The organism is Comamonas denitrificans, assembly GCF_017368815.1.
Lineage (GTDB): Bacteria > Pseudomonadota > Gammaproteobacteria > Burkholderiales > Burkholderiaceae_C > Comamonas > Comamonas denitrificans.
Genome location: NZ_JAFNME010000005.1, coordinates 80,354 through 101,783, shown reverse-complemented (window position 1 = coordinate 101,783; position 21,430 = coordinate 80,354). Strand labels below are relative to the sequence as shown.

The window sequence follows — 21,430 nt, the reverse complement described above, 5'->3', positions numbered from 1 at the left end:
CGCACACCATGGCACAGTTTTTTATCAACCGCCCCATTTTTGCGTGGGTGCTGGCCATCGTCACCATGCTGGCTGGGGCTTTGTCGCTGTTTACCCTGCCGCTAGAGCAGTACCCTGACATTGCCCCGCCGCGCGTGACGATCGGGGCGCAGTACACCGGTGCCTCGGCCGAGACGGTGGAGAACTCGGTGACGCAAATCATCGAACAGCAGCTCAAAGGCATTGACAACGTGCTGTACATGAGCTCCACCTCCGACTCCTCAGGCCGCGCCCGCACCACGCTGACCTTTGCGCCGGGAACCGACATTGACGTGGCCCAGGTGCAGGTGCAAAACAAGCTGCAATCGGCCATGAACCGCTTGCCCGATGCCGTGAAAAGCCGGGGCGTGTTTGTGAACAAGGGTGGGCAGGACTTTTTGGCCACCTACAGCTTTTATTCCACCGTGCCCAGCATGACCTCGGTGGATATTGGTGACTACCTGCAAACCTACATCGTCGATGAAATCGGCCGCATTGATGGCGTGGGCGATGTGAACGTATTTGGCACCAGCTATGCCATGCGCATCTGGATGGACCCGGCCAAGATGCGCCAGTACGCCTTGATTCCCGCCGACTTGGTGGCAGCCCTCAATGCCCAGAATGCCCAGGTGTCGGCCGGGCAGCTGGGGGCCTTGCCGGCGGTGGAGAATCAACAGCTCAACGCTACGATTACTGCACGCACCAAGCTTAAAACGGTCGAAGAATTTGAATCAATCGTCTTGAAATCCACTGAAAACGGTGCGGTCGTAGCTATTAAAGACGTAGCTCGGGTGGAGCTGGGGCCTGATTCGCTCACTGTCAAATCCAAACTCAACGGCATGCCCGGCGCGGGCATGGGCGTGGTGCTGGCCGATGGGGCCAATGCCATGGACGTGGCCGATGCGGTGGTGGCCAAGCTCAACAGCATGAAGCCGTTTTTCCCCAACGAGATTGACTACTTTGTCAGCTCAGATTCAACCCCCTTTGTGCGCGCTTCGATTGAAGAGGTGCTCAAAGCGCTGGGCGAGGCCATGGTGCTGGTGGTGTTGGTGATGTTTTTGTTTTTACAAAACTTTCGCGCCACCTTGATTCCGGCCATTGCCGTGCCTGTGGTGCTGCTGGGCACGCTGGGGGTGCTGGCGGCGGCCGGGTTTTCGATCAATACGCTGACCATGTTTGCCATGGTGCTGGCCATTGGCCTGCTGGTGGACGATGCCATTGTGGTGGTGGAAAACGTGGAGCGCGTGATGCACGAGACGGGCCTGCCCGCCAAAGAGGCCACGCGCCAATCCATGCGCGAGATCACGCCCGCGCTGGTGGGCATTGGCGTGACCTTGTCGGCGGTCTTTGTGCCCATGGCGTTTTTTGGCGGCTCCACGGGCATTATTTACCGCCAGTTTTCCATCACCATCGTCGCGGCGATGGCGTTTTCGGTGTTTGTCGCGCTGACTTTGACCCCCGCGCTGTGCGCCACGTTGCTCAAACCGCCCACGGCGCACGGCGGCCGGATTCGCAAAGGGCTGCTGGGCATCAACGACCGCTTTTTTATCTGGTTCAACCGCCACTTTGATGCCACGGCCGATCGCTACCAAAGCGGGGTGGCCAAAATTTTGCAGCGCAGCAAACGCATGCTGCTGATCTTTCTGGCCATTTTGATGGCCATGTGGGTGCTGCTGCAGCGCTTGCCCACCTCGTTCTTGCCCGACGAGGACCAGGGCTTTGTCTTTGTCAGCGTGAATTTGCCGGCCGGGGCCGCCGATGCCCGGCTGCAGCAGGTGCTGGACCAGGTGCGCGAGTACTTTCTGGCCCAACCCGAGGTGGTCAGCTTCAACCAGGTGTCGGGTTTGAGCGGCGACCAAAGCTCGGCCCGGGGCTTTGTGCGGCTAAAAACCTGGGCCCAGCGCCCTTTGCCCAGCCAATCGGCGGGCGAGGTGGCCCACCGCGCCACCCAGGCGCTGGCCAGCATCCGCGATGCCAAGGTGTTTGTCATGCAGCCGCCCGCCGTGCGCGGGCTGGGTTCGAACGCCGGCTTTAACGTCATGCTCAAAGACGTGGGCGGGCTGGGCCACACGGCCTTGCTGGCGGCCAAAGACCAGTTTTTGCAAGAAGCGCGCCAATACGCCGAGCTGACCAATGTGCGCAGCACCAATTTGGACGATGCCACCGAGCTGCGCCTGCACATCGACGACCGCAAGGCCGCTGCCCTGGGGCTGGGCTACAGCGATGTCAATAGCACCCTCTCCAGCGCCATGGGCGGCACCTATGTGAATGACTTTTTGCACAACGGCCGCGTCAAGCGCGTGTACATCCAAGGCGATGCGCCCTACCGCATGCTGCCGCAAGACATCGAGCAATGGGCGGTGCGCAATAAGAACGGCGAGATGGTGGGTTTTGACGCGTTCTCCAGCAGCTACTGGGATTACGGCTCGCCGCAGTTGCTGCGTTACAGCGGCGCTCCAGCCTATGAAATCATTGGCAGCGCCGCACCGGGCATCAGCTCCGGGGTGGCCATGCAAATCGTCGAAGACATTTTGCAAACCCTGCCCCCTGGTATTGGGTATGAGTGGACGGGCGCATCGCTGCAAGAGCGCCAATCCGGGGCGCAAGCGCCGCTGCTGTACGCCATTTCGATCTTGTTTGTCTTTTTGTGCCTGGCGGCGCTGTACGAAAGCTGGACGGTGCCCTTGTCCGTCATGCTGGCTGTGCCGCTGGGGGTGGTGGGGGCGCTGTTGGCCACCTACAGCCGGGGGCTGACGAACGATGTGTACTTCCAAGTGGGGCTGCTCACCACCATAGGGTTGGCCTCGAAAAATGCGATTTTGATTGTGGAGTTTGCCGTGCAGCTGCAAGAGCGGGGGCACAAGTTGGTTGATGCCACGGTGCAGGCCGTGCGCCTGCGCTTGCGGCCCATTTTGATGACCTCGCTGGCCTTTGGCTTTGGCGTGCTGCCGCTGGCCCTGGGCACGGGCGCAGGCGCGGGCGGGCGCAATGCCATTGGCACGGCGGTGTTGGGCGGGATGCTGGCCTCAACGGTGCTGGGTTTGTTTTTGGTGCCAGTGTTTTTCTTGCTGGTGCGCAGCTGGTTCCAAAGCCGCAGCCGCCAGCCCACCGAGGCTGCAGAGGCCGGGAGTGCCCCGCATGACTAAAAATAGCAGAGCTGCCAACGCTTGCAAAATCAGTGTTTTATTGCTATTTTCAAGCATTTTATTAGGCTGCAACTTCGCTCCCAGCTATCAACAACCGCAGGATGTGGTGGCGGCCACGGTGCCAGATGCCACACCAGCGCCAGCGCTTGCGCCAGCCGTGCTGGCGGCCGCCCAAGCCGATGCGCTGCAATGGCTGGCCGATGACCGCTTGCGCCACACCGTTGCCTTGGCGCTGCACAACAACCGCGATTTGCGCATCGCCGCCGACAACGTGGCCAAGGCCCGCGCCCAGTACGGCATCGCCCGGGCCGATCAGCTGCCCAGCATTGCCGCCCAGCTGCAAGGCCAGCGCAGCCGCAGCAGCGCCGATGTCAGCAACAGCACCCGCCTGGTGAATGAGCAGGTCAGCGCCAGCATTGGCTTTGCCAGCTACGAGGTGGATTTGTGGGGCCGCATTCGCAACTTGAATGCGGCGGCCTGGCAGCAGTTTTTGCAAGTGCAAGAAAACCGCCGGGGCGTAGAAATTGCCTTGATTGCCGAGGTGGCCAATGCCTGGCTGACCCTGGCCGCCGACCAAGAGCGCCTGGCGCTGGCCCAGCAAACCCTGGACACCCGGGAACAGTCTTACGCCTTGATGCGCCGCATGTTCCAGCTGGGCGCGACCTCGGGCCTGGCGCTGGCGCAGAACCTGGGCACGGTGGAAACCGCCCGGGGCGATGTGGCCCAGTACACCGCCCAACTGGCCCGCAGCCGCAATGCGCTGCAGCTGTTGGTGGGGGCGGCGCTGGCGGCAGAGGCCTTACCACCTGCAGGCTGGCTGCAAGCGCCGGCCCAGGCGGTTTGGCCCGCGCTGCCGCAGGCGCTGCCCTCCAGCGTCTTGCTGGCCCGCCCCGATGTGCAGGCTGCTGAGCATGCTTTGATCGCCCAGCACGCCCACATTGGTGCTGCGCGGGCGGCGTTTTTTCCCACGATCAGCCTGACGGCCAGCACCGGCAGCAGCAGTACGGCACTGGATGCGCTGTTTACCGGGGCCAGCCGCACTTGGAATTTTGCCCCCGCCGTGCATTTGCCCATTTTTTCGGGGGGACGGTTGCGCGCTGGGCTGCAAGTGGCGCAAGCCAACCAGCGCATCGCCCTGGCCCAGTACGAAAAAACCGTGCAGACCGCCTTCCGGGAAGTGGCCGATGTGCTGGCCGATCGCGACCAATGGGGCGCGCGTTTGGGGGCGCAAAACGGTGTGGTACACACAGCGCAGAAGGTGCAAGCGCTGTCAGAGGCCCGCTTTGATGCGGGGGCCGATGATTTTCTGACCGTGCTGGATGCGCGGCGCAGCCTGTACGCGGCCCAGCAAATGCAGATCAGCCTGCAACTGGCCGAGCAGCAAAACCGCATTACCTTGTGGAAGGTGCTGGGCGGGCAGGCGCTGCCAGCAGAGTGATCAGCGCCGCCTCAATCTGCTGGTAGCGCTGTTGCCAATCGCCTGTGACCAAGGTTGTGGTGCTGGAGGTGTGTGGGTGCGTGGCCAACCAGTGGTGCAGGGCATCGTGAAAGGCCCAGCGCTCCGACACCTTGGGCTGGCAGCGCAGGCCATCGGCTTGCCATGCAAGGCCTTCGGGGCTGAGTAAAAACACCGCGTCGTAGTGTTGCTGGGCCAATGTCTGGGCAATCCAGGCGGGGCTGTGGCCAAACAGCGCCAGGCTCCATTGGTGGTTAGAGAGTAAATGCGTATCCAGCAGCAACAAGGGCGGCCGCAAGGCACGGGCCGCTTGCTCGCGCTGCCATTGCACCTGGGCAATCGGGGTGACATCGGCCAGACAGGTCTCGCGCCCCAGGCCGTGCATGTATTCGCGCACGTATTCGCGCACCACTGGGGCCTGAAAGCGCTGGGCCAGGGCGCTACACAGGGTACTTTTGCCGGCCGACTCCGGGCCGGTTAAAACCACGACTTTCATGGCGCGGCCTTGGGCAATGGCAAAACGGTGTTTTGCGCCATGGCCATCGACCATTGCCGCCAGCCATACACGGCCAAGCCGATAAAGCCGACATACAGCAGCGTGGTGGTCACCAAGCCTGCCGCCCAAAACATGCCCACGTAGGCCACATCCACCACCAGCCATAGCGGCCAGCATTGCAGGCGTTTATGGGCCATCCAGTATTGGCCCACCAAGCTCAAGCCGGTGAGTGTGGCATCCAGCCATGGCATTTGTGCATCGGTGTGCAAGTGCATGAAACTGCCCAAGGCCAGTGTTATCAGTGCGCCAACGGCCAGATCACGCAGCACACAGGGCATGGCCAAAATGGTGACGGGCAGTGCCTGGGCTTTTGCACCCCGCAGCCAACACCACCAGCCATAGGCTTGCAGCCCGGCATAGATGATTTGCAGCAGGGTTTCCGAATACAGCTTGGCCTCAAAAAACACGATGGCGTACAGCACCACCATAAAAAAACCAATGGGCCAGGCTATAGGTTTTTGGCGGGCCATCAGCCACACCGACAGCACGCCCAACGCGGCGGCCAAATTTTCAATCCAGAAGAACATGGGGGCGCAATTTACCGTGGTTGCAGCCCTGGGTGCCAGGTGCGCACTTGGTTGCGGCCGTTATTTTTCGCGTCGTACAGCGCCATGTCGGCCCGGTGCAGGCATTGGGCCGCATCCGCCGTTTTCCTGGTGATGGGGTACACCCCAAAACTGGCGTGAACCACCAAAGGCCCCGCCGAGGTGGGAACCGGGTTGTTCTCCAGGCTTTGGCGCAGGCGTTCGGCCAGTGCCTGGGCTTGTCCAAGGTTGATTTTTGGCAGCAGCACGGCAAACTCCTCGCCGCCAATGCGCCCCGGAATATCCGAGGTGCGCAGCCCTTGGCGCAGCAGGTGTCCCAGGTGGCTGATGACCTCATCGCCCACGCTGTGGCCATAGGTGTCATTGACCTTTTTAAAGTGGTCAATGTCCAGAAGCACCAAGGCGGCATCGGGGGCTTTTTGGGTGGTAATCAGTGTGCATTCGTGCTCCAAGGCTTGCATGAAAGCGCGGCGGTTGGGCAGGCCGGTCAAGGCATCGGTCAGCGCCAGTTGCTCCAGCATGCTTTGGTGCTGGTGGCGGGCCGTGACATCCTGCACCAGGGACAAGCGCCCCAACGCTTGGCCAGCGGCAACATGGGGTGATTGCAAGAGAAACTGCACCACCTCCAGCACGCGGCCATCGGCCAAGGCCACCTCTTGCCCTTGGGGTATTTCGGCATCTGGGGCTTGGGGCAAAAGCACTTCACGCAGCTCAGCAGGAATGCGGTTTTTTAAATCATCGTGCTGAATTTTCAGTGTCTTGGGTAGGTGCAACAGCTGTGCCAACGGGGGGTTGATGGTGACGCTGGTGTGTTCCAGTGGATTTTCTAGTACCACACCACCCGGGAAGCGGGCAATCAAGGCCATGAGCTGTGCTTGCACCAAGTGCAGGTGGTTGAACATGCGATGGCGTTGTTGGCTAAAGCGCAGCAGCAGCAAAGCCGCCAGCAAGCCCAAGCCCGTGCCCAGCGCACTGAGGACAAGATTTTTCTGGATACTGGCTTCCAATGGGGCCAAGACCGCACGCTGATCGACTCCGGCAATCACCTGTACCTCAAATTGGGGCACCGTCGCCCAGGCATAAAAGCGTTGAATGTGGTCAAGCGGCGATGTTTGTACGCTGGCTCCGGTAGCAGGGCGGGAGTGATCGGTAGTTTCTGGCCCCGTTTCTATGCCGATGGGGCTGGGTGTGGATTGGGACAAGGCTTGCTCGGTGTCCAGTGTGCGGGCTAAAAAGCGGCCATCTGTGCGGCGCAATTCCACGACATCGTGGGGTTGGTTGAACACATCCTGGAACATGCCCGCCAGGTAATCGCTCGGGATGGACACCACCACAACCCCCAGAAAGTGCCCATTGCGCTGCAAGGCGCGACTGAGCTGGATGGTCCATTGGCCCGAAACACGGCCCTTCACGGGAACGCCGATATACAGCCCATCGACCTGCCCCTGGGCATGCACCCGAAAGTGCTCCCTGTCTGCGATGGAAATGGTGGCTTCTGGCTGTCCATGAGGGGCCAGGGAGGAATAAGTAACAATCCCCTGGGGATTGGCCAGGGCCACTTGGGAGATGGCCTGGTTGGCAGAAGTGAGTGCAAAAAAAGATGGCAGGTGCGTGAGCGCATAGTCCGGATCTTTTGCATAGACGCTGCCAAAACGCAGCGCGGCATCATCAATATTGGAAAACAGCAGCCCGACTTGGTTGGCCAGCGCATGGCTTACCTGGGTGACGCGCAATTGCGTTTGGGCTTGCAAGCTTGCACGCTGTTCTTGGTGGTTGTGCAATAAAACAGCCCAATAGCCCAGCCCTAAAAGCAGTATTACCAACAAACCAAATTTTGATTTATTGGGGGCTCCGGTAAACAGATGCAATGCAGATGGTCGAGGCATGCCCTGAAGTATGCCGGGTTTTATTTGGCTATTGCTTCGAATTTTGCAAGCAAATTCCGTATGGTTTTTTGAGCTTGTTAATATTAATCATTATGCAAATTACATCTCCTCCGACTACAAAACCCTATGAAAAACCCGATGGCGAGCGCCGTGGCCTGGTCATCGTCAATACCGGTGACGGCAAGGGTAAAAGTACCGCCGCCTTTGGCTTGGCCTTTCGTGCCCTGGGGCGGGGCAAGGCGGTCAAGGTGTACCAGTTCATGAAAGTGCCCAGCGCCCGCTTTGGCGAGCACCGTTTGGCCGAGCGGGTGGGCCTGTCGGTCGAGGGGTTGGGCGATGGCTTTTCTTGGGACAGCAAGGATTTAGCGCATTCAGCCCAACTGGCCCGCGATGGCTGGGCGCGGGCGCGGGCCGATATTTTGTCGGGCGAGCAGTTTTTGGTGGTGCTCGATGAGGTGACCTACCCACTGATTTTTGGCTGGCTGCCGCTGGCAGAAGTGCTCGAGACGTTGCAGCAGCGGCCCAAAACCGTGCATGTGTGCCTGACGGGGCGCAATTGCCCGCAAGAGATCATTGACCTGGCCGATACGGTCACCGAGATGCAGCAAATCAAGCACGCATTCAACGCGGGCGTGCCCGCACAGCGCGGCATTGAGGATTGAGGTATGGCGGCCGTTTTGCACTCTTTGCTGATCCCCACCCCGCTGGGTGAGATGCTGGCCATTGCCAGTGATCGGGGGTTGTGCCTGCTGGATTTTGCCGAGCAAAAAAGCTTGCAGCGGCACACGGCCCAGGTGCGCCAAGCCCATGGGGGCGTGGAGGTGGCAAGTGCAACGGCTGCAACGGCCGTGCTGCACGCCACGCAGCTGCAGTTGGCGCAATACTTTGCCGGGCAGCGCCAAGCGTTTGATGTGCCGCTGGATTGGGTTGGTACGGATTTTCAAGTGCGGGTTTGGCAAACCCTGCTGCGCATTCCTTTTGGCCAGACGTGCAGCTACGCACAGCAATCCGAGGCACTGGGCCAGCCCCGTGCCGTGCGGGCCGTGGCCAACGCCAATGGGCAAAACAAGATCAGCATTATCGTGCCCTGCCACCGGGTGGTTGGCAGCAATGGCACGCTGACGGGCTACGCCGGTGGCTTGCCCCGCAAACAGGCTTTGATAGCGCTAGAGGCTGGGCAGCAGGACTTTTCAAGGCATTTTTAATCGGTCTGGCGCATCGCAAAAGAGGGCGGTGGTGCTGTTCAGGATAAAACTGCAGATCATTGAAAAAAACTAAAATGCATTTTTTTTTGCTATTAAACTCGTAGAGTTATTTTCTTGTCTGCCAAGGTCTAAGCGCCCAAACTTGTATGAATTCAAGCACCGTCAGTGATGAGTTTGTTTTTGCTGAAGAAGTCAGTGCTGCACCTGCACCGCACACCACGCAAAAAACGCAAAGCCCAGCGGTGTGGCATATCTTGGTGGTCGATGATGAGCCGGATGTGCATGCCGCCACCAAGCTGGCGCTCAAAGGCATCGAGGTTGAAGGCCGCAGTTTGGCCTTTAGCCATGCTTACTCCAGCCAGCAGGCGCAGGCCTTGCTGGCGCAGAACCCAGATTTTGCGGTCGCCTTGATTGATGTGGTGATGGAGCAGCAGGACGCGGGCCTGCAATTGGTGCGCCATATTCGTGAGGTGCTGGGCAATACCGCCATCCGCGTGGTCTTGCGCACGGGCCAGCCGGGCGATGTGCCCGAGCTGCAAACCATTCAGCAATACGACATCAATGATTACAAAACCAAGTCGGAGCTGACACAGGAGCGCCTGTTCACCAGTTTGGTCATCGCCATTCGCGCCTATGCCCAAATTGAGCTGCTGCAATGGGGGCAAGCGCGGCTGGCGCGGATTTTGCAAGCCAGTTTGGCGCTGGGCAAGGCCAACAATCTGCAAGGCTTTGCCCAGAATTTACTGCGCCAACTGGAGGTTTTGCTGTACGGCGATGGCTCGGCCTCTGCGTGCCAAGAGCAGGGGCAAATCGCCATTGCTGTGCACGTGGCCGGTACAGCGCCTTATGTGCTGGCGGCCAGTGCAGACTGCCAACATTGGGTGGGCAGTGCCCTGGAGCATGTGCCCATGGGGGCGGGTCTGCAGCAAACCTTGCAAGCCCAAAGCCATCGCTTTGATGCCCAGGCAGTGCATTTGTTTATTCCCAGTGCCCATGGTGTGGTGCTGGCGGTGTCTGCCACGCGTTCGGCATTGCAAATGTCTACGCACTCCCTGGAGCAAGGCTTGCTGGAGGTGTTTGTCAGCAATGCCACGATGGCCTTTGAAAAATTGCAGCTGTACCTGGACATCAACGCTTTGGCGTTCAGTGATGACTTGGTGGGCCTGCCCAACCGCAACGCCATGGTGGCGGCGCTGGATGCCCAGCAATACCCGCAAGGGGTGCTGGCCCTGCTTGATTTAGATGGTTTTGCCGACATTAACAGCGTGCTGGATGCCCATTTTGGTGATGCCGTGCTCAAAGCCGTGGCCCACCGATTGCACGCAGAATTTGCCCAGGATGCTGTGGTTGCCCGTGTCGGTGGTGACCTGTTCGGGGTGTACGGTGCCCCAGCGAGCATCGCACCGCAGCGTTTGCTGGGGGTGTTTGCTCAGCCCTTTGCCGTGAAGGACGGCGAGCTGTTGCGCCTTTCTGCCACCGTGGGGCTGGTGCAATTGCGCTCGACCGATGGGGTGACTGCCTTGAAAGATGCCGGGGTCGCACTCAAGCAAGCGAAGCGGCAGGCGCGTGGCAAAAGCCTGTACTTTGACCCTACCCAATCGGAAGCGGCCAGCCAGCGCATGCAGCGCTTAAATTGCTTGCGCGCGGCGTTTTCCGAAGAGCAGTTGTGCCTGCACTACCAGCCGTGCGTTGATTTGCGCACCGGGCAGGTGGTGGCCGCCGAGTGCCTGCTGCGCTGGCCGGTGCCAGGCGGAAAATTCATTCCCCCGGACCAATTTATTCCCCTGGCTGAACAGGCCGGTTTGATGCTGGCCTTGGGGCATTGGGTCATTGCCACGGCCTTGCGCTGGCGCAAAAGTTTGGTAGGGCGGGTGAATGATGCCTTTCGGGTGGCGATCAATGTCTCGCAAGTACAATTTGCCGAGCCCGATTTTGTCGAGCAAGTATTGGCCTTGGTGGCCGCTTCGGGTGTGCAGGGCTACCAAGTAGAAATTGAGCTGACCGAATCGGTGGCCGTGAGCAAGGTGGAGGATGTGCAAGCCAAGCTCAAAGCCCTGCGTGCCCAGGGCATTCGTGTGGCGATGGATGACTTTGGCACGGGCTACTCATCGCTGAGCATCTTGCAGCGCCTGTCGCTGGACAAACTCAAGATTGACCGCAGCTTTGTCAGCGGTGATCTGCCGCAGGCCCAGGCCGACGCTGGCACCGGCGTGCATTTGGAGATTGCGAACACCATCATCACCTTGGCCCAGCACTTAAAACTGGCCACCTTGGCCGAAGGCATTGAAACCGATGCGCAGCGCCGGGCGTTGCTGGCGGCAGGCTGTGAACTGGGGCAGGGCTATTTCTTCTCCCGCCCGTTACCAGAGCAAGACTTCTTGCTTTGGTTAGAAAAAAATAGCACTTAAACAGCCTTAAACGCTGATCCCTCAAGCGCAAGCAGCTATGAATTCAGAACTTGAGCGCCTGCAAAATATTTTGGCCCAGGTTTCCAATACCGGGGTCTGGGAGTGGGAGCCAAACACCCAGCACCTGTGGGCCAGCCCAGAATATTTCACCATGCTGGGGCAGCGGCCAGAAGACTTTCCGGATACCCAAGGCAGCCACAACTTGCATGCCATTTGGGTGCAGTGGCTGCATCCGCAGGATCGGGAACGCGCCAGTGCCGACTTTGCGCAGTATTTGGCCGCCGGGGCGCAAGGCATGTACGAAAACGAGTTTCGCATGCGCCATGCCGATGGCTCGTGGGTCTGGATTTGGTCGCGGGGCATGGCCTTGCCGGGTGCCCAAGGGCAGGGTTCAGGGCGGGTGGTGGGGACCCATATCAACATCACCAGCCTCAAGCAGGCCCAAAGCCATCTGCACGAGAGCCAGCAGCGGCTGCAGCGGATCAGCGACAACCTGCCCGATGCCATGGTGTTTCAAATGGACTGTGGTATCGATGGCCAGCAGCGGGTGCTGACCTATATCAGCCAGGGCGTGCAGCGCATGCACCAACTGTCCGCGCATGCGGTGCAGCAAGATGCACGCCTGCTGTACCAGCAGTTACTGCCCGAAGATGCCCGGCGCTTGCAGGCCATTGAGCACGAATGCCTCACCCACCTCACCCCGTTCAAGCTGGAGGTGCGCAGCCGCTTGCCCGATGGCAGCGTTCGCTGGTTCCGGGTGGTTTCCTCCCCCCGGCGGCTGGCCAATGGCCACATTGTGTTTGACGGTATTGAGTTCGACATCACCGAGCGCAAGCTGTATGAGCAAGAAATTCACACCCTCAACACCGAGCTAGAGCAGCGTGTACAAGAGCGCACGGCGCAGTTGCAAGCCACCTTGGAGCGCCTGCAGCAAACCCAGGAAGGCTTGCTGCAAAGCGAAAAATTGGCCTCGCTAGGCGCTTTGGTCGCCGGGGTGGCGCATGAGCTGAGCACCCCGATCGGCAATGCCGTCACCGTCGCCTCCACCTTGCAACACGCCCAGCAGCGGCTGCAGCAGCAGGTGGCCAGCGGGCTGACGCGCACGGCGCTGGCGCAGTACTTGGCCGATGCGCAAGAAGGCAGTGCCATCATCGAGCGCAACCTGCACCGTGCGGCGCAATTGCTGGGCAGCTTCAAACAGTTGGCGGTGGACCAAGCCAGCAGCCAGCGGCGGCGCTTTGATTTGCACGAGCTGATGCAAGAAATTGCCCTGACCATGCGCCCAGCCATTCGCCGCACGGCCCATCAATTGCATTGCACCATCCCGCCCCAGCTGGAGTTGGAAAGTTACCCCGGCCCTTTGGGGCAGGTGCTGATGAATTTGATTGCCAATGCTTTGACCCATGCCTTTGCGGCTGGGGTGGCGGGCAATATCTGGGTGCAAGCGTGGCTGTGTGATGACGATTGCGTGCGCCTGGTGGTCAGTGACGATGGCTGTGGCATTCCCGCCAACCAGCAAAAACGCGTGTTTGATCCTTTTTTCACCACCAAGCTGGGGCAAGGTGGCTCGGGCCTGGGGCTGCACATTGTCTATACCCTGGTCACGGGCTTGCTGGGCGGGCGCATTGCACTCGAGAGCTACTGTGGCCAAGGCAGCCGCTTTACGCTGGAGTTGCCCCTGTGCGCCCCCATGCCCAGCGCTGGCACCGCGCAGGATGCGCCATAGGCGCAGACCGCACCCCCCAATCAAGGGCGCTGGGCGGCATCCGTAGCCCATGGCCTGGGTGATAATTCGCGCCACTATGAGCGGCAATACTTTTGGCACCCTTTTTACCGTCACCAACTTTGGTGAATCCCACGGCCCAGCGATTGGCTGCGTTATTGATGGCTGCCCGCCGGGCATGGCATTGACAGCGGCCGATATTCAGCACGACCTGGACCGCCGTCGCCCCGGCACCAGCCGCCACGTCACCCAGCGGCAAGAGCCGGACCAGGTGGAAATCCTCTCGGGCGTGTACGAGGGCGTGACCACGGGCACCCCCATTGCCCTGCTGATTCGCAATACCGACCAGCGCAGCAAAGACTATGGCGATATCGCCCAGCAGTTTCGCCCGGGGCATGCCGATTACGTCTATTGGCAAAAATACGGCGTGCGCGATCCGCGCGGCGGTGGGCGCTCTTCGGCGCGGCTGACGGCCCCCACGGTGGCCGCCGGTGCGGTGGCCAAAAAATGGCTGAAAGAAAAATTTGGCACGCAAGTTCGGGCCTGCATGACCCAGTTGGGTGAATTGCCCATTGCCTTTGAGAGCTGGGCGCATGTGGCTCACAACCCTTTCTTTGCCCCCGTGGCCAATGTGCAGGCGCTGGAAGACTATATGGACATGCTGCGCAAAGCGCATGACAGCTGCGGGGCGCGCATTCGCGTGCAAGCCAGCGGTGTGCCCGTGGGCCTGGGGCAGCCGATTTACGACAAGCTCGATGCCGACATTGCCTACGCCATGATGGGGCTGAACGCCGTCAAAGGCGTGGAAATTGGTGCCGGTTTTGACAGCGTTGCCCAGCGCGGCACCGTGCATGGCGATGCCATGACCCCCCAAGGCTTTGCCAGCAACCACGCTGGCGGGGTGCTGGGCGGCATCAGCAGCGGGCAGGATATTGAGGTGAGCATTGCCATCAAACCCACCAGCTCGATTTTGAGCCCGCGCCCCTCCATCAACATCCATGGAGAGCCGGTCGAGGTAGTCACCAAAGGCCGCCACGACCCCTGCGTTGGCATTCGCGCCGCCCCGATTGCTGAGGCGCTGCTGGCCCTGGTGCTGATGGACCACGCCTTGCGCCAACGCGCCCAGTGTGGCGGCGTGCAGGTGGATTTGGCGGCCATTGCTGCTGCGCTGGATACCCCTATTTAAGATAGCTGTTTGCGCTTGATGCATAAAGGGTTGAGGGTGTTTTATCCCTCAACCATTTATTTTTTCAGCGTAACCAGCTCTTTTTATTACTAATACTTTCTTGCTACCAGCTACCAGCTACCAGCTACCAGCTACCAGCTACCAGCTACCAGCTACCAGCTACCAGCTACCAGCTACCACTTAGCAAGCACGCGCCAATGTGCGCGCCAAGGCCTGCGCCGTTAAAGGGCGCTGCGCAGGCCAGCCATCGGCAATGGCCCCATGGGCATAAGCGCCAGCGCAGGCCGCGTGGTGGGCCTGGCGGTGCATACCGTTTGGCATGCTGGCCCAGCGCGCGGCCACCATGCCCGCCAAGACATCGCCGGTGCCGCCGGTCGCCAGCAAGGCATTGCCGGTGGGGTTGATGTGCGGCACCTCGCCCGGGCTGGCAATGATGCTGCCGCTGCCTTTGAGCAGCACGGTGCAGTCCAGGGTGTTGGCCAGGGTGTGCGCCGCCGCCAAGCGGTCGGCTTGCACAGCAGGCACGCTGCTATTCAATAGCCGGGCTGCTTCAAGGGGGTGGGGGGTGAGCACGGTGGGCAGGCCCGCTGGCCCCCGGTTTTTTAGGCGCTGGCGCAGCATGGCATCGGCGGCGATGGCGTTCAATGCATCCGCGTCCAGCAGCAAACGGGCGCTGTGCTCCAGCACTTTGGGCAGCAAGGCGGCCACGCTGCTGCCGCCGCCACAGCCGCACACCACCGTGCTGCTGGGCAATTGCGCCAAGGCGGTCACTTGGTTGCGCAGCATGATTTCGGGCGTTTGGGGCAGTTGCTGCAGCTGGCCATGGTCTAGCAGGTGCAGAAACACCCGGCCCGCGCCATGGTGCAAGGCGGCACTGGCGGCCAAAATCGCCGCGCCCTGCATGGCCGCCCCCGCTTGCAAGCCCTGGCCGCCAATGACCAGCACATCGCCAAAACTGCCTTTGTGGCTGGCGTGGCGACGGGCCGCCAATCCTGCCGTGATCGGTGCAGCAGGGTGGTGCAGCCAAGCGGTGGGCGCAGGGCTGGGGAGGGCAATGGGCAGCTGCCCCAGGCCCAGATCATCGAACCAAATTTGGCCCGCCGCATCGCGCCCATCGGCGGTAAACAGGCCGGGTTTCAAGGTCAGCAGACTCAGGGTGTGGCGCTGTTGGTGGCCGGGGCTGTGGTGCGGTGTTTGCGGTGCATACCCCGCTTGCCACAGGCCGGTGTCGGCCTGCAGCCCGCTGGGTAAATCCACCGCCAAAACCGTTGCCGGGCTGGCATAGCTGTGCTGCAGCAGGGCGGCGATGCGGGGGTTGGTCGCTGCCTGGCTGTGCAAGCCCAGGCCAAGCAGGGCATCCACAATGAGGTCGTGCGGCTGCAGGGCCGGGGGCGTGTCGCTCCAGTGAATGGCTTGGTTTTGTGCTTGCTGCAGTGCGACCAAGGTGTCGCTGCTGCAGCGTTCGCGCTGGCCCAGCCAGGTCAGGGTGACTTTGCGCCCCTGCGCGGCCAGGATGGCCGCAGCGGCCAAGCCATCGCCACCGTTATTGCCTGGGCCGCACAGCACCCAAATATGCTGGGCATGCGGGGCAAGCGCCTGGGCCAGCTGGGCGCAAGCGCGACCGGCGCGTTGCATCAGGCTGGGCTGGGGGTGCCATGCCAGCGCCGCCTGCTCCAGGGCGCGGGTGCTGGCACTGTTGAACAGGGGTAGGGGAGTGGCAGGCAGACGCTGGGGCATGGTTTAGCAGTGCAGTGGCTGAGCGCGCTGGGCCCCTTGGCGCAGGGCCTCTGTGAGCAAGGTGCTTTCTGCCAACAGGCCCAGGTTGAACAGGGCATCGTCACGATCAGCACCGTGCCAGAGCATCAAGCCCATGGGCAGCTCACCGGGCAGGTGACAGGGAATGCTCAAGGCGCAGCCGTCCAGCATGTTCACCACGCTGGTGTTGCGCAGCAGCAGCGCGTTGGCGGTTACAAAGGCCGCATCGCGGGCCGCGTCCTGGGCCGGATCCAGTGCGCTGGCCGGGGCCACCGCTGCGAGCAAGGGCGCAGTGATTGGCGTGGTGGGGCTGAGCAATGCATCAAACCGGGCAATGCGGGCATTGACCTGTGCAATCCAGTCGTTTCGCGCCTGGTGCAAGCGCAGGTAATCGGCAGCGCTCATGTGCCGCCCCGCTTCAATGCGTTGGCGCACACGTGGATCGTAGTTATGGCCGTGTTGGGCCAGCAGTGGCTCGTGCCAGGCAAAGCTTTCGGCGGCAGCGAGCGTGCCACGGCGGTGGATGGCGGGCAGCGCATCCAGTTCAGGCAGCGCTATTTCTTCAATGTGTGCGCCCGCTTGGCGCAGCAGCGCAATGCTGCGCGTAAAACCAGCGGCAATGGCAGGGGCCAAGTCACTGAGCATCAAGGTGCTGGGAATGGCCAGCCGCCATGCGGCCAGCGGTGCGCAGCTGCGGGTGATGCGTCGCGCGGCCAAAATCTCATGGGCGGTGATGGCATCGCGCACGCTGCGGGTGAGGGCGCAGGCGGTATCCAGGGTGCTGGACAGCGGCAGGGTTCCTTGCAGCGGCACCAGGTTGGCGGTGGATTTAAATCCCACCAACCCATTAAGCGCTGCTGGAATGCGAATCGAGCCCCCCGTATCCGACCCCAGCCCCAGCCAAGCGCTGCCGCTGGCCACTGAAGCCGCCGCACCGGAGGAGGAGCCGCCCGGCACATACACATCGCCCAAATCGCGTCCCCACAAGGCATCCATGGCCGCCGGTGTGGGGTAGTGCGGGTTGGTACCCACGCCAGAAAAGGCAAATTCCACCATGTGCGTTTGGCCCATCAGCGTGGCCCCGGCAGCACGCAAACGGGCCACCGCCACGGCATCGGTGGTGGCCGCCGGCTGGGCTTGCAAGACTTTAGAGCCCGCGTGGGTGACCCAGCCTTGCACATCAAACAGTGCTTTGACCGACACCGCGACGCCGGCCAACGGCAGGTGCAGCGGGGCGCTGCGGCAGGCGTGGTTTTCGCTGGTTTCGAGGTGGGTGTAAGCCAACTTGCCAGCAGCGCTGTGCGCCTGGGCGCGGCAGGCCGATAAAGCAGTGGCCGCGCTGGTGCGCCCGTTGGCCAGTTGCGCGCGCAGGGCAGTGAAATCAGAAATCATGGTTCATGCTAGAATTGACAGGCTTTGCTACTTGCACTTGTGCAGGGGTGCGAAGCAAATAACAAATCAGCTTCCTTAAGGTGTTGTTGCCGCCTGATTTTTAACCGGGTAGCAGCAAAATCGAGCTGAATTTTAGACCTAACCTTCTGGAGTATCTATGTCCGTCACTATGCGCGAAATGTTGGAAGCCGGTGTCCACTTTGGTCACCAAACTCGTTTTTGGGACCCGAAAATGGCCCCCTTCATTTTTGGCCATCGCAACAAAATCCACATCATCAACCTGGAAAAAACATTGCCCATGTTCCAGGACGCGCAAAAGTTCGTCAAGCAATTGGCAGCCAAGGGCGGCACTATTTTGATGGTTGGCACCAAGCGCCAAGCCCGTGAGTTGGTCGTTGAGCAAGCCCAGCGCGCTGGCGTGCCCTATGTGGATCAGCGCTGGTTGGGCGGCATGCTGACCAACTTCAAAACCGTGAAAACTTCTATCAAGCGCCTCAAAGACATGAAGGCCCAGCAAGAAGTCGGTTTGGAATCTCTGTCGAAAAAAGAACAACTGATGTTTGCCCGTGAGCTGGCCAAGCTCGAGCGCGATATCGGCGGCATTCAAGACATGAATGGCCTGCCCGATGCCATCTTTGTGATCGACGTTGGTTTCCACAAAATTGCTATCACTGAAGCCAAAAAACTGGGCATTCCCCTGATCGGTGTGGTCGATACCAACCACAACCCCGTTGGCATTGATTACGTGATCCCCGGTAACGACGACTCGGCCAAGGCTGTGGCGCTGTACGCCCGTGGCATCGCTGATGCCATCCTGGAAGGCCGTGAAGCCCGCCTGAACGAAGTGGTGCAAGCCGTCTCCAGCGAAGGCAACGACGAATTCGTCGAAGTGCAAGAAGGCAGCGCTGCCTAAGCACAGCTTTTCGCTGCCCTCAGGTGCTGCCAACACGCAGCACCGCAGAACAAAGGGGCTCAGGTAGCCCCCTTTTTGTAACTGCTATTTTTAAAGCATTGAACTGAATACGGAGAATCAAAATGGCTGCAATTACCGCAAGCATGGTCGCTGAACTGCGTGGCAAAACCGACGCCCCCATGATGGAGTGCAAAAAAGCCCTGACCGAAGCCGCCGGCGACATGGCCAAGGCCGAAGAGCTGCTGCGCGTGAAACTGGGCACCAAAGCAGGTAAAGCCGCAAGCCGCGTGACCGCTGAAGGTGTGGTCGCCTCGTTTGTTGAAGGCAACCTGGGTGCCCTGGTCGAAGTGAACAGCGAAACCGACTTTGTTTCTAAAAACGATAGCTTCATCGCCATGGCCAAGGCCGCTGCCGAGCTGATCGCTAAACACAACCCCGCAGACATCGATGCCCTGGGCGCGTTGGCTTACGAGCAAGATGGTTTCGGCCCCACCCTGGAAGAAGTGCGCAAAGGCCTGATCGGCAAAATCGGCGAGAACATGTCCTTCCGTCGCTTCAAGCGTTTTGATGGCAGCGAGCTGGCCGCTTACCTGCACGGTTCGCGCATTGGCGTGCTGGTGGCCTTTGAGGGTGATGCTGCTGCCGCCAAAGACGTGGCAATGCACATTGCCGCCATGAAGCCGGTGGCCCTGACCAGCGCCGAAGTGCCTGCAGATTTGATCGAAAAAGAGCGCTCGGTCGCTGCTGCCAAGGCCGAAGAGTCGGGCAAACCAGCCGAGATCGCCGCCAAAATGGTTGAAGGCGCGGTGCAAAAGTACCTCAAAGAAGTCTCGCTGGCCGACCAAGTGTTTGTTAAAGCCGAAGACGGCAAGCAAACCGTGGGCGCAATGCTCAAAGCCAAAAACACCACCATCAAAGCGTTTACCCTGTACGTGGTGGGTGAAGGCATTGAGAAAAAAGCCGACGATTTCGCTGCTGAAGTGGCTGCCCAAATGGCCGCTGCCAAAGGTGCTTAATCGGTCTGTTTTAAATTTGCCCTCCCCTTTATTTTTTGCAGGAATCGCACCATGAGCGCACCACAACCCGTCCATCAACGTATTTTGCTCAAGCTGTCTGGCGAGGCGTTGATGGGGGACGATGCTTTTGGAATTAACCAAGCCACCATCGAACGCATGGTGGCCGAGGTGGCCGAGGTGGCCCGCATCGGTGTGCAAGTGGCGGTGGTGATTGGTGGGGGCAATATTTTCCGGGGCATTGCCGGTGGTTCGGCGGGAATGGATCGCGCCACGGCCGATTACATGGGCATGCTGGCCACGGTGATGAATGCCTTGGCCCTGGCCGATGCCATGGGTAAACAGGGGGTAACGGCCCGGGTGATGTCGGCCATCGACATCCAGCAGGTGGTCGAGCCCTATGTGCGTCCCAAAGCCTTGCAGTACCTCGAAGAGGGCAAAGTGGTGATTTTTGCGGCGGGCACGGGCAACCCTTTCTTCACCACCGATACCGCTGCGTCCTTGCGCGGTGCGGAAATTGGTGCCGAAGTGGTGCTCAAGGCCACCAAGGTTGATGGTGTTTACACCGCCGACCCGATGAAAGATCCCACTGCCACACGCTACACCCGGCTGTCGTTTGACGAGGCCATTGGTCGCCATCTGGGCATCATGGATGCCACGGCCTTTGCCCTGTGCCGCGATCAAAAACTGCCGATTCGTGTGTTCTCCATCGTCAAGCCGGGCGCTTTGATGCGCGTGGTGATGGGCGAGGATGAGGGCACACTGGTGACTGCCTAAAGCCGATTAAGGATTTTTTTAGCCTTCCTGTGTGTAAACATTGGAAGGCTGTTTGTTTTTGGAGAGAAGCCAAATGACCATTGCCGATATCAAGAAAAACGCCGAAACCAAGATGGGGCAATCCATCGAGGCGCTGAAAAACAACCTCTCGCGCATCCGCACGGGCCGCGCCAGCCCCCAGTTGCTGGACACCATTCATGTGGATTACTACGGTGCCATGGTGCCGCTGTCGCAGGTGGCCAATCTGTCGCTGATTGATTCGCGCACCATTGGCGTGCAGCCGTGGGAGAAAAACATGGCTGCCAAGATCGAAAAAGCCATCCGCGAAAGCGATTTGGGCTTGAACCCCGCCTCTTTGGGCGATTTGCTGCGCGTGCCCATGCCGCCCATGAGCGAAGAGCGCCGCAAGGAAATGACCAAGCTGGCCCGCAACGAGGGCGAAGCCTCCAAAGTGGCCGTGCGCAACCTGCGCCGCGATGCCAACGAGAGTGTCAAAAAGCTGGTGAAAGAAAAAGAAGCCTCCGAAGACGATCAAAAGCGCACGGAAGCCGATATCCAAAAACTCACCGATAAATTCATCGCTGAAATTGATGCTCTGGTTTCGGCCAAAGAGCAGGACATCATGGCGGTGTAATGCCTTCGGGTGCTTGTGCTAGCGTGCCCCGGCACATTGCCATCGCCATGGATGGTAATGGCCGGTGGGCCACAAAACGCTTTTTGCCGCGCTTGGCGGGGCATAAAAAAGGGGTCGATGCCTTGCGTCGCTGTGTACGCCTGTGCATCGAGCGCGGTGTGGCGGTGCTCACCGTGTTTGCCTTTTCGTCGGAAAACTGGAATCGTCCACAGGAAGAAGTCTCTGGCCTGATGGACTTGATGGCGCTGGCCCTGACCCGCGAAGTGCCCGAGCTGGCCCGCGAGGGCGTGCGCCTGCACTTTGTTGGCGAACGCGCAGGGCTGTCAGAGAAGGTGCAGACCGGCTTTGCCCAGGCAGAGCAGATGACCGCGCACAACACGCAGTTGGTGCTGAACATTTGCTTTAACTACGGTGGGCGCTGGGACATGGCCCAAGCAGCGGCCAAAGTGGCAGCCGCTGGCCAGCCTTTGACCGAAGACAATCTGAGCGCGGCCATGGCCTTGGCCCATGTAAGCGAGCCCGATTTGCTGATCCGTACCGGCGGCGAGATGCGCATCAGCAACTTCTTGCTGTGGCAGGCGGCGTATTCCGAGTTGCTGTTCAGTGATCGGCTCTGGCCCGATTTTGATGCGGCCGATTTGGATGCAGCCATCGCCCAGTATGCCCAGCGAGAACGCCGATTTGGGCAGATATCGGCCCAGATTGCTTCAAAATAAATAGCTGATTGCGCATACCTACAAAAGTATTCAATCCATTTATTTATAAAAATATTGAGAACAAAGCGGGAGCAGCTCCTGTTTAATTCTGGCTGAAGGAA

17 protein-coding genes are annotated in these 21,430 nt (G+C 60.3%); 12 read left to right on the top strand and 5 right to left on the bottom strand.

Annotation, left to right across the window (positions count from 1 at the left end; genetic code table 11):
• Window positions 1-8 precede the first annotated feature (8 nt).
• Both J1777_RS03720 and J1777_RS03715 read left to right on the top strand, forming a co-directional pair.
• Entirely contained in the window at window positions 9-3,164 is a 3,156-nt protein-coding gene (locus tag J1777_RS03720; protein ID WP_207574492.1) for an efflux RND transporter permease subunit, read from the top strand.
• Window positions 3,157-4,602, top strand: a complete 1,446-nt coding sequence (locus J1777_RS03715) for an efflux transporter outer membrane subunit (protein WP_207574491.1) — start codon at window positions 3,157-3,159, stop codon at window positions 4,600-4,602. The genes J1777_RS03720 and J1777_RS03715 overlap by 8 nt, the downstream gene beginning before the upstream one ends.
• Here the strand turns inward: J1777_RS03715 and J1777_RS03710 are convergent.
• Genes J1777_RS03710 through J1777_RS03700 form a run of 3 tightly spaced genes read right to left on the bottom strand, consistent with a single transcriptional unit; the run spans window position 4,556 to window position 7,472 of the window.
• Complete coding sequence (locus tag J1777_RS03710; protein WP_207574490.1) at window positions 4,556-5,170, bottom strand: AAA family ATPase; 615 nt, start codon at window positions 5,168-5,170, stop codon at window positions 4,556-4,558. The genes J1777_RS03715 and J1777_RS03710 overlap by 47 nt on opposite strands.
• Entirely contained in the window at window positions 5,113-5,703 is a 591-nt protein-coding gene (pnuC, locus tag J1777_RS03705; protein WP_207574489.1) for a nicotinamide riboside transporter PnuC, read from the bottom strand. Before pnuC ends, J1777_RS03710 begins: the two co-directional genes overlap by 58 nt.
• A gap of 11 nt (window positions 5,704-5,714) precedes the next feature.
• Entirely contained in the window at window positions 5,715-7,472 is a 1,758-nt protein-coding gene (locus J1777_RS03700) for a sensor domain-containing diguanylate cyclase (RefSeq protein WP_207574488.1), read from the bottom strand.
• A gap of 227 nt (window positions 7,473-7,699) precedes the next feature.
• Here J1777_RS03700 and cobO point away from each other — a divergent pair, with 227 nt between their 5' ends.
• The 5 genes from cobO (at window position 7,700) to aroC (ending at window position 14,129) form a co-directional block, all read left to right on the top strand.
• A complete protein-coding gene (cobO, locus tag J1777_RS03695) occupies window positions 7,700-8,269 on the top strand; it encodes a cob(I)yrinic acid a,c-diamide adenosyltransferase (RefSeq protein WP_207574487.1) in 570 nt (189 codons plus the stop codon).
• A 3-nt stretch (window positions 8,270-8,272) separates the two neighbouring features.
• Window positions 8,273-8,812, top strand: a complete 540-nt coding sequence (locus J1777_RS03690) for a methylated-DNA--[protein]-cysteine S-methyltransferase (protein WP_207574486.1) — start codon at window positions 8,273-8,275, stop codon at window positions 8,810-8,812.
• 146 nt (window positions 8,813-8,958) lie between these two features.
• Window positions 8,959-11,220 (top strand): EAL domain-containing response regulator, encoded by a 2,262-nt coding sequence (locus tag J1777_RS03685; protein ID WP_207574485.1) that lies wholly within the window; start codon window positions 8,959-8,961, stop codon window positions 11,218-11,220.
• A gap of 37 nt (window positions 11,221-11,257) precedes the next feature.
• Window positions 11,258-12,946: a PAS domain-containing sensor histidine kinase gene (locus tag J1777_RS03680; protein ID WP_207574484.1), complete on the top strand. Its 1,689-nt coding sequence runs from the start codon at window positions 11,258-11,260 to the stop codon at window positions 12,944-12,946.
• Between the two features lie 76 nt (window positions 12,947-13,022).
• Entirely contained in the window at window positions 13,023-14,129 is a 1,107-nt protein-coding gene (gene aroC, locus J1777_RS03675; RefSeq protein WP_207574528.1) for a chorismate synthase, read from the top strand.
• Window positions 14,130-14,309: 180 nt separating this feature from the next.
• Here aroC and J1777_RS03670 read toward each other — a convergent pair whose 3' ends face one another.
• Together J1777_RS03670 and J1777_RS03665 are read right to left on the bottom strand one after the other, a co-directional pair.
• Complete coding sequence (locus J1777_RS03670; protein ID WP_207574483.1) at window positions 14,310-15,866, bottom strand: NAD(P)H-hydrate dehydratase; 1,557 nt, start codon at window positions 15,864-15,866, stop codon at window positions 14,310-14,312.
• Window positions 15,867-15,869: 3 nt separating this feature from the next.
• A complete protein-coding gene (locus J1777_RS03665; RefSeq protein ID WP_207574482.1) occupies window positions 15,870-17,276 on the bottom strand; it encodes an amidase in 1,407 nt (468 codons plus the stop codon).
• Between the two features lie 157 nt (window positions 17,277-17,433).
• Here J1777_RS03665 and rpsB point away from each other — a divergent pair, with 157 nt between their 5' ends.
• From rpsB to uppS, 5 genes are all read left to right on the top strand, one after another.
• Window positions 17,434-18,189 carry a 30S ribosomal protein S2 gene (rpsB, locus tag J1777_RS03660; RefSeq protein ID WP_207574481.1) on the top strand — a complete coding sequence of 252 codons (756 nt, stop codon included), beginning with the start codon at window positions 17,434-17,436 and terminating at the stop codon, window positions 18,187-18,189.
• Window positions 18,190-18,311: 122 nt separating this feature from the next.
• A complete protein-coding gene (tsf, locus tag J1777_RS03655; protein ID WP_207574480.1) occupies window positions 18,312-19,205 on the top strand; it encodes a translation elongation factor Ts in 894 nt (297 codons plus the stop codon).
• Window positions 19,206-19,256: 51 nt separating this feature from the next.
• Window positions 19,257-19,979, top strand: a complete 723-nt coding sequence (gene pyrH, locus J1777_RS03650; RefSeq protein ID WP_207574479.1) for a UMP kinase — start codon at window positions 19,257-19,259, stop codon at window positions 19,977-19,979.
• Window positions 19,980-20,052: 73 nt separating this feature from the next.
• Window positions 20,053-20,613, top strand: a complete 561-nt coding sequence (gene frr, locus J1777_RS03645) for a ribosome recycling factor (RefSeq protein ID WP_207574478.1) — start codon at window positions 20,053-20,055, stop codon at window positions 20,611-20,613.
• A complete protein-coding gene (uppS, locus tag J1777_RS03640) occupies window positions 20,613-21,329 on the top strand; it encodes a polyprenyl diphosphate synthase (protein WP_207574477.1) in 717 nt (238 codons plus the stop codon). The genes frr and uppS overlap by 1 nt, the downstream gene beginning before the upstream one ends.
• Window positions 21,330-21,430 lie beyond the last annotated feature (101 nt).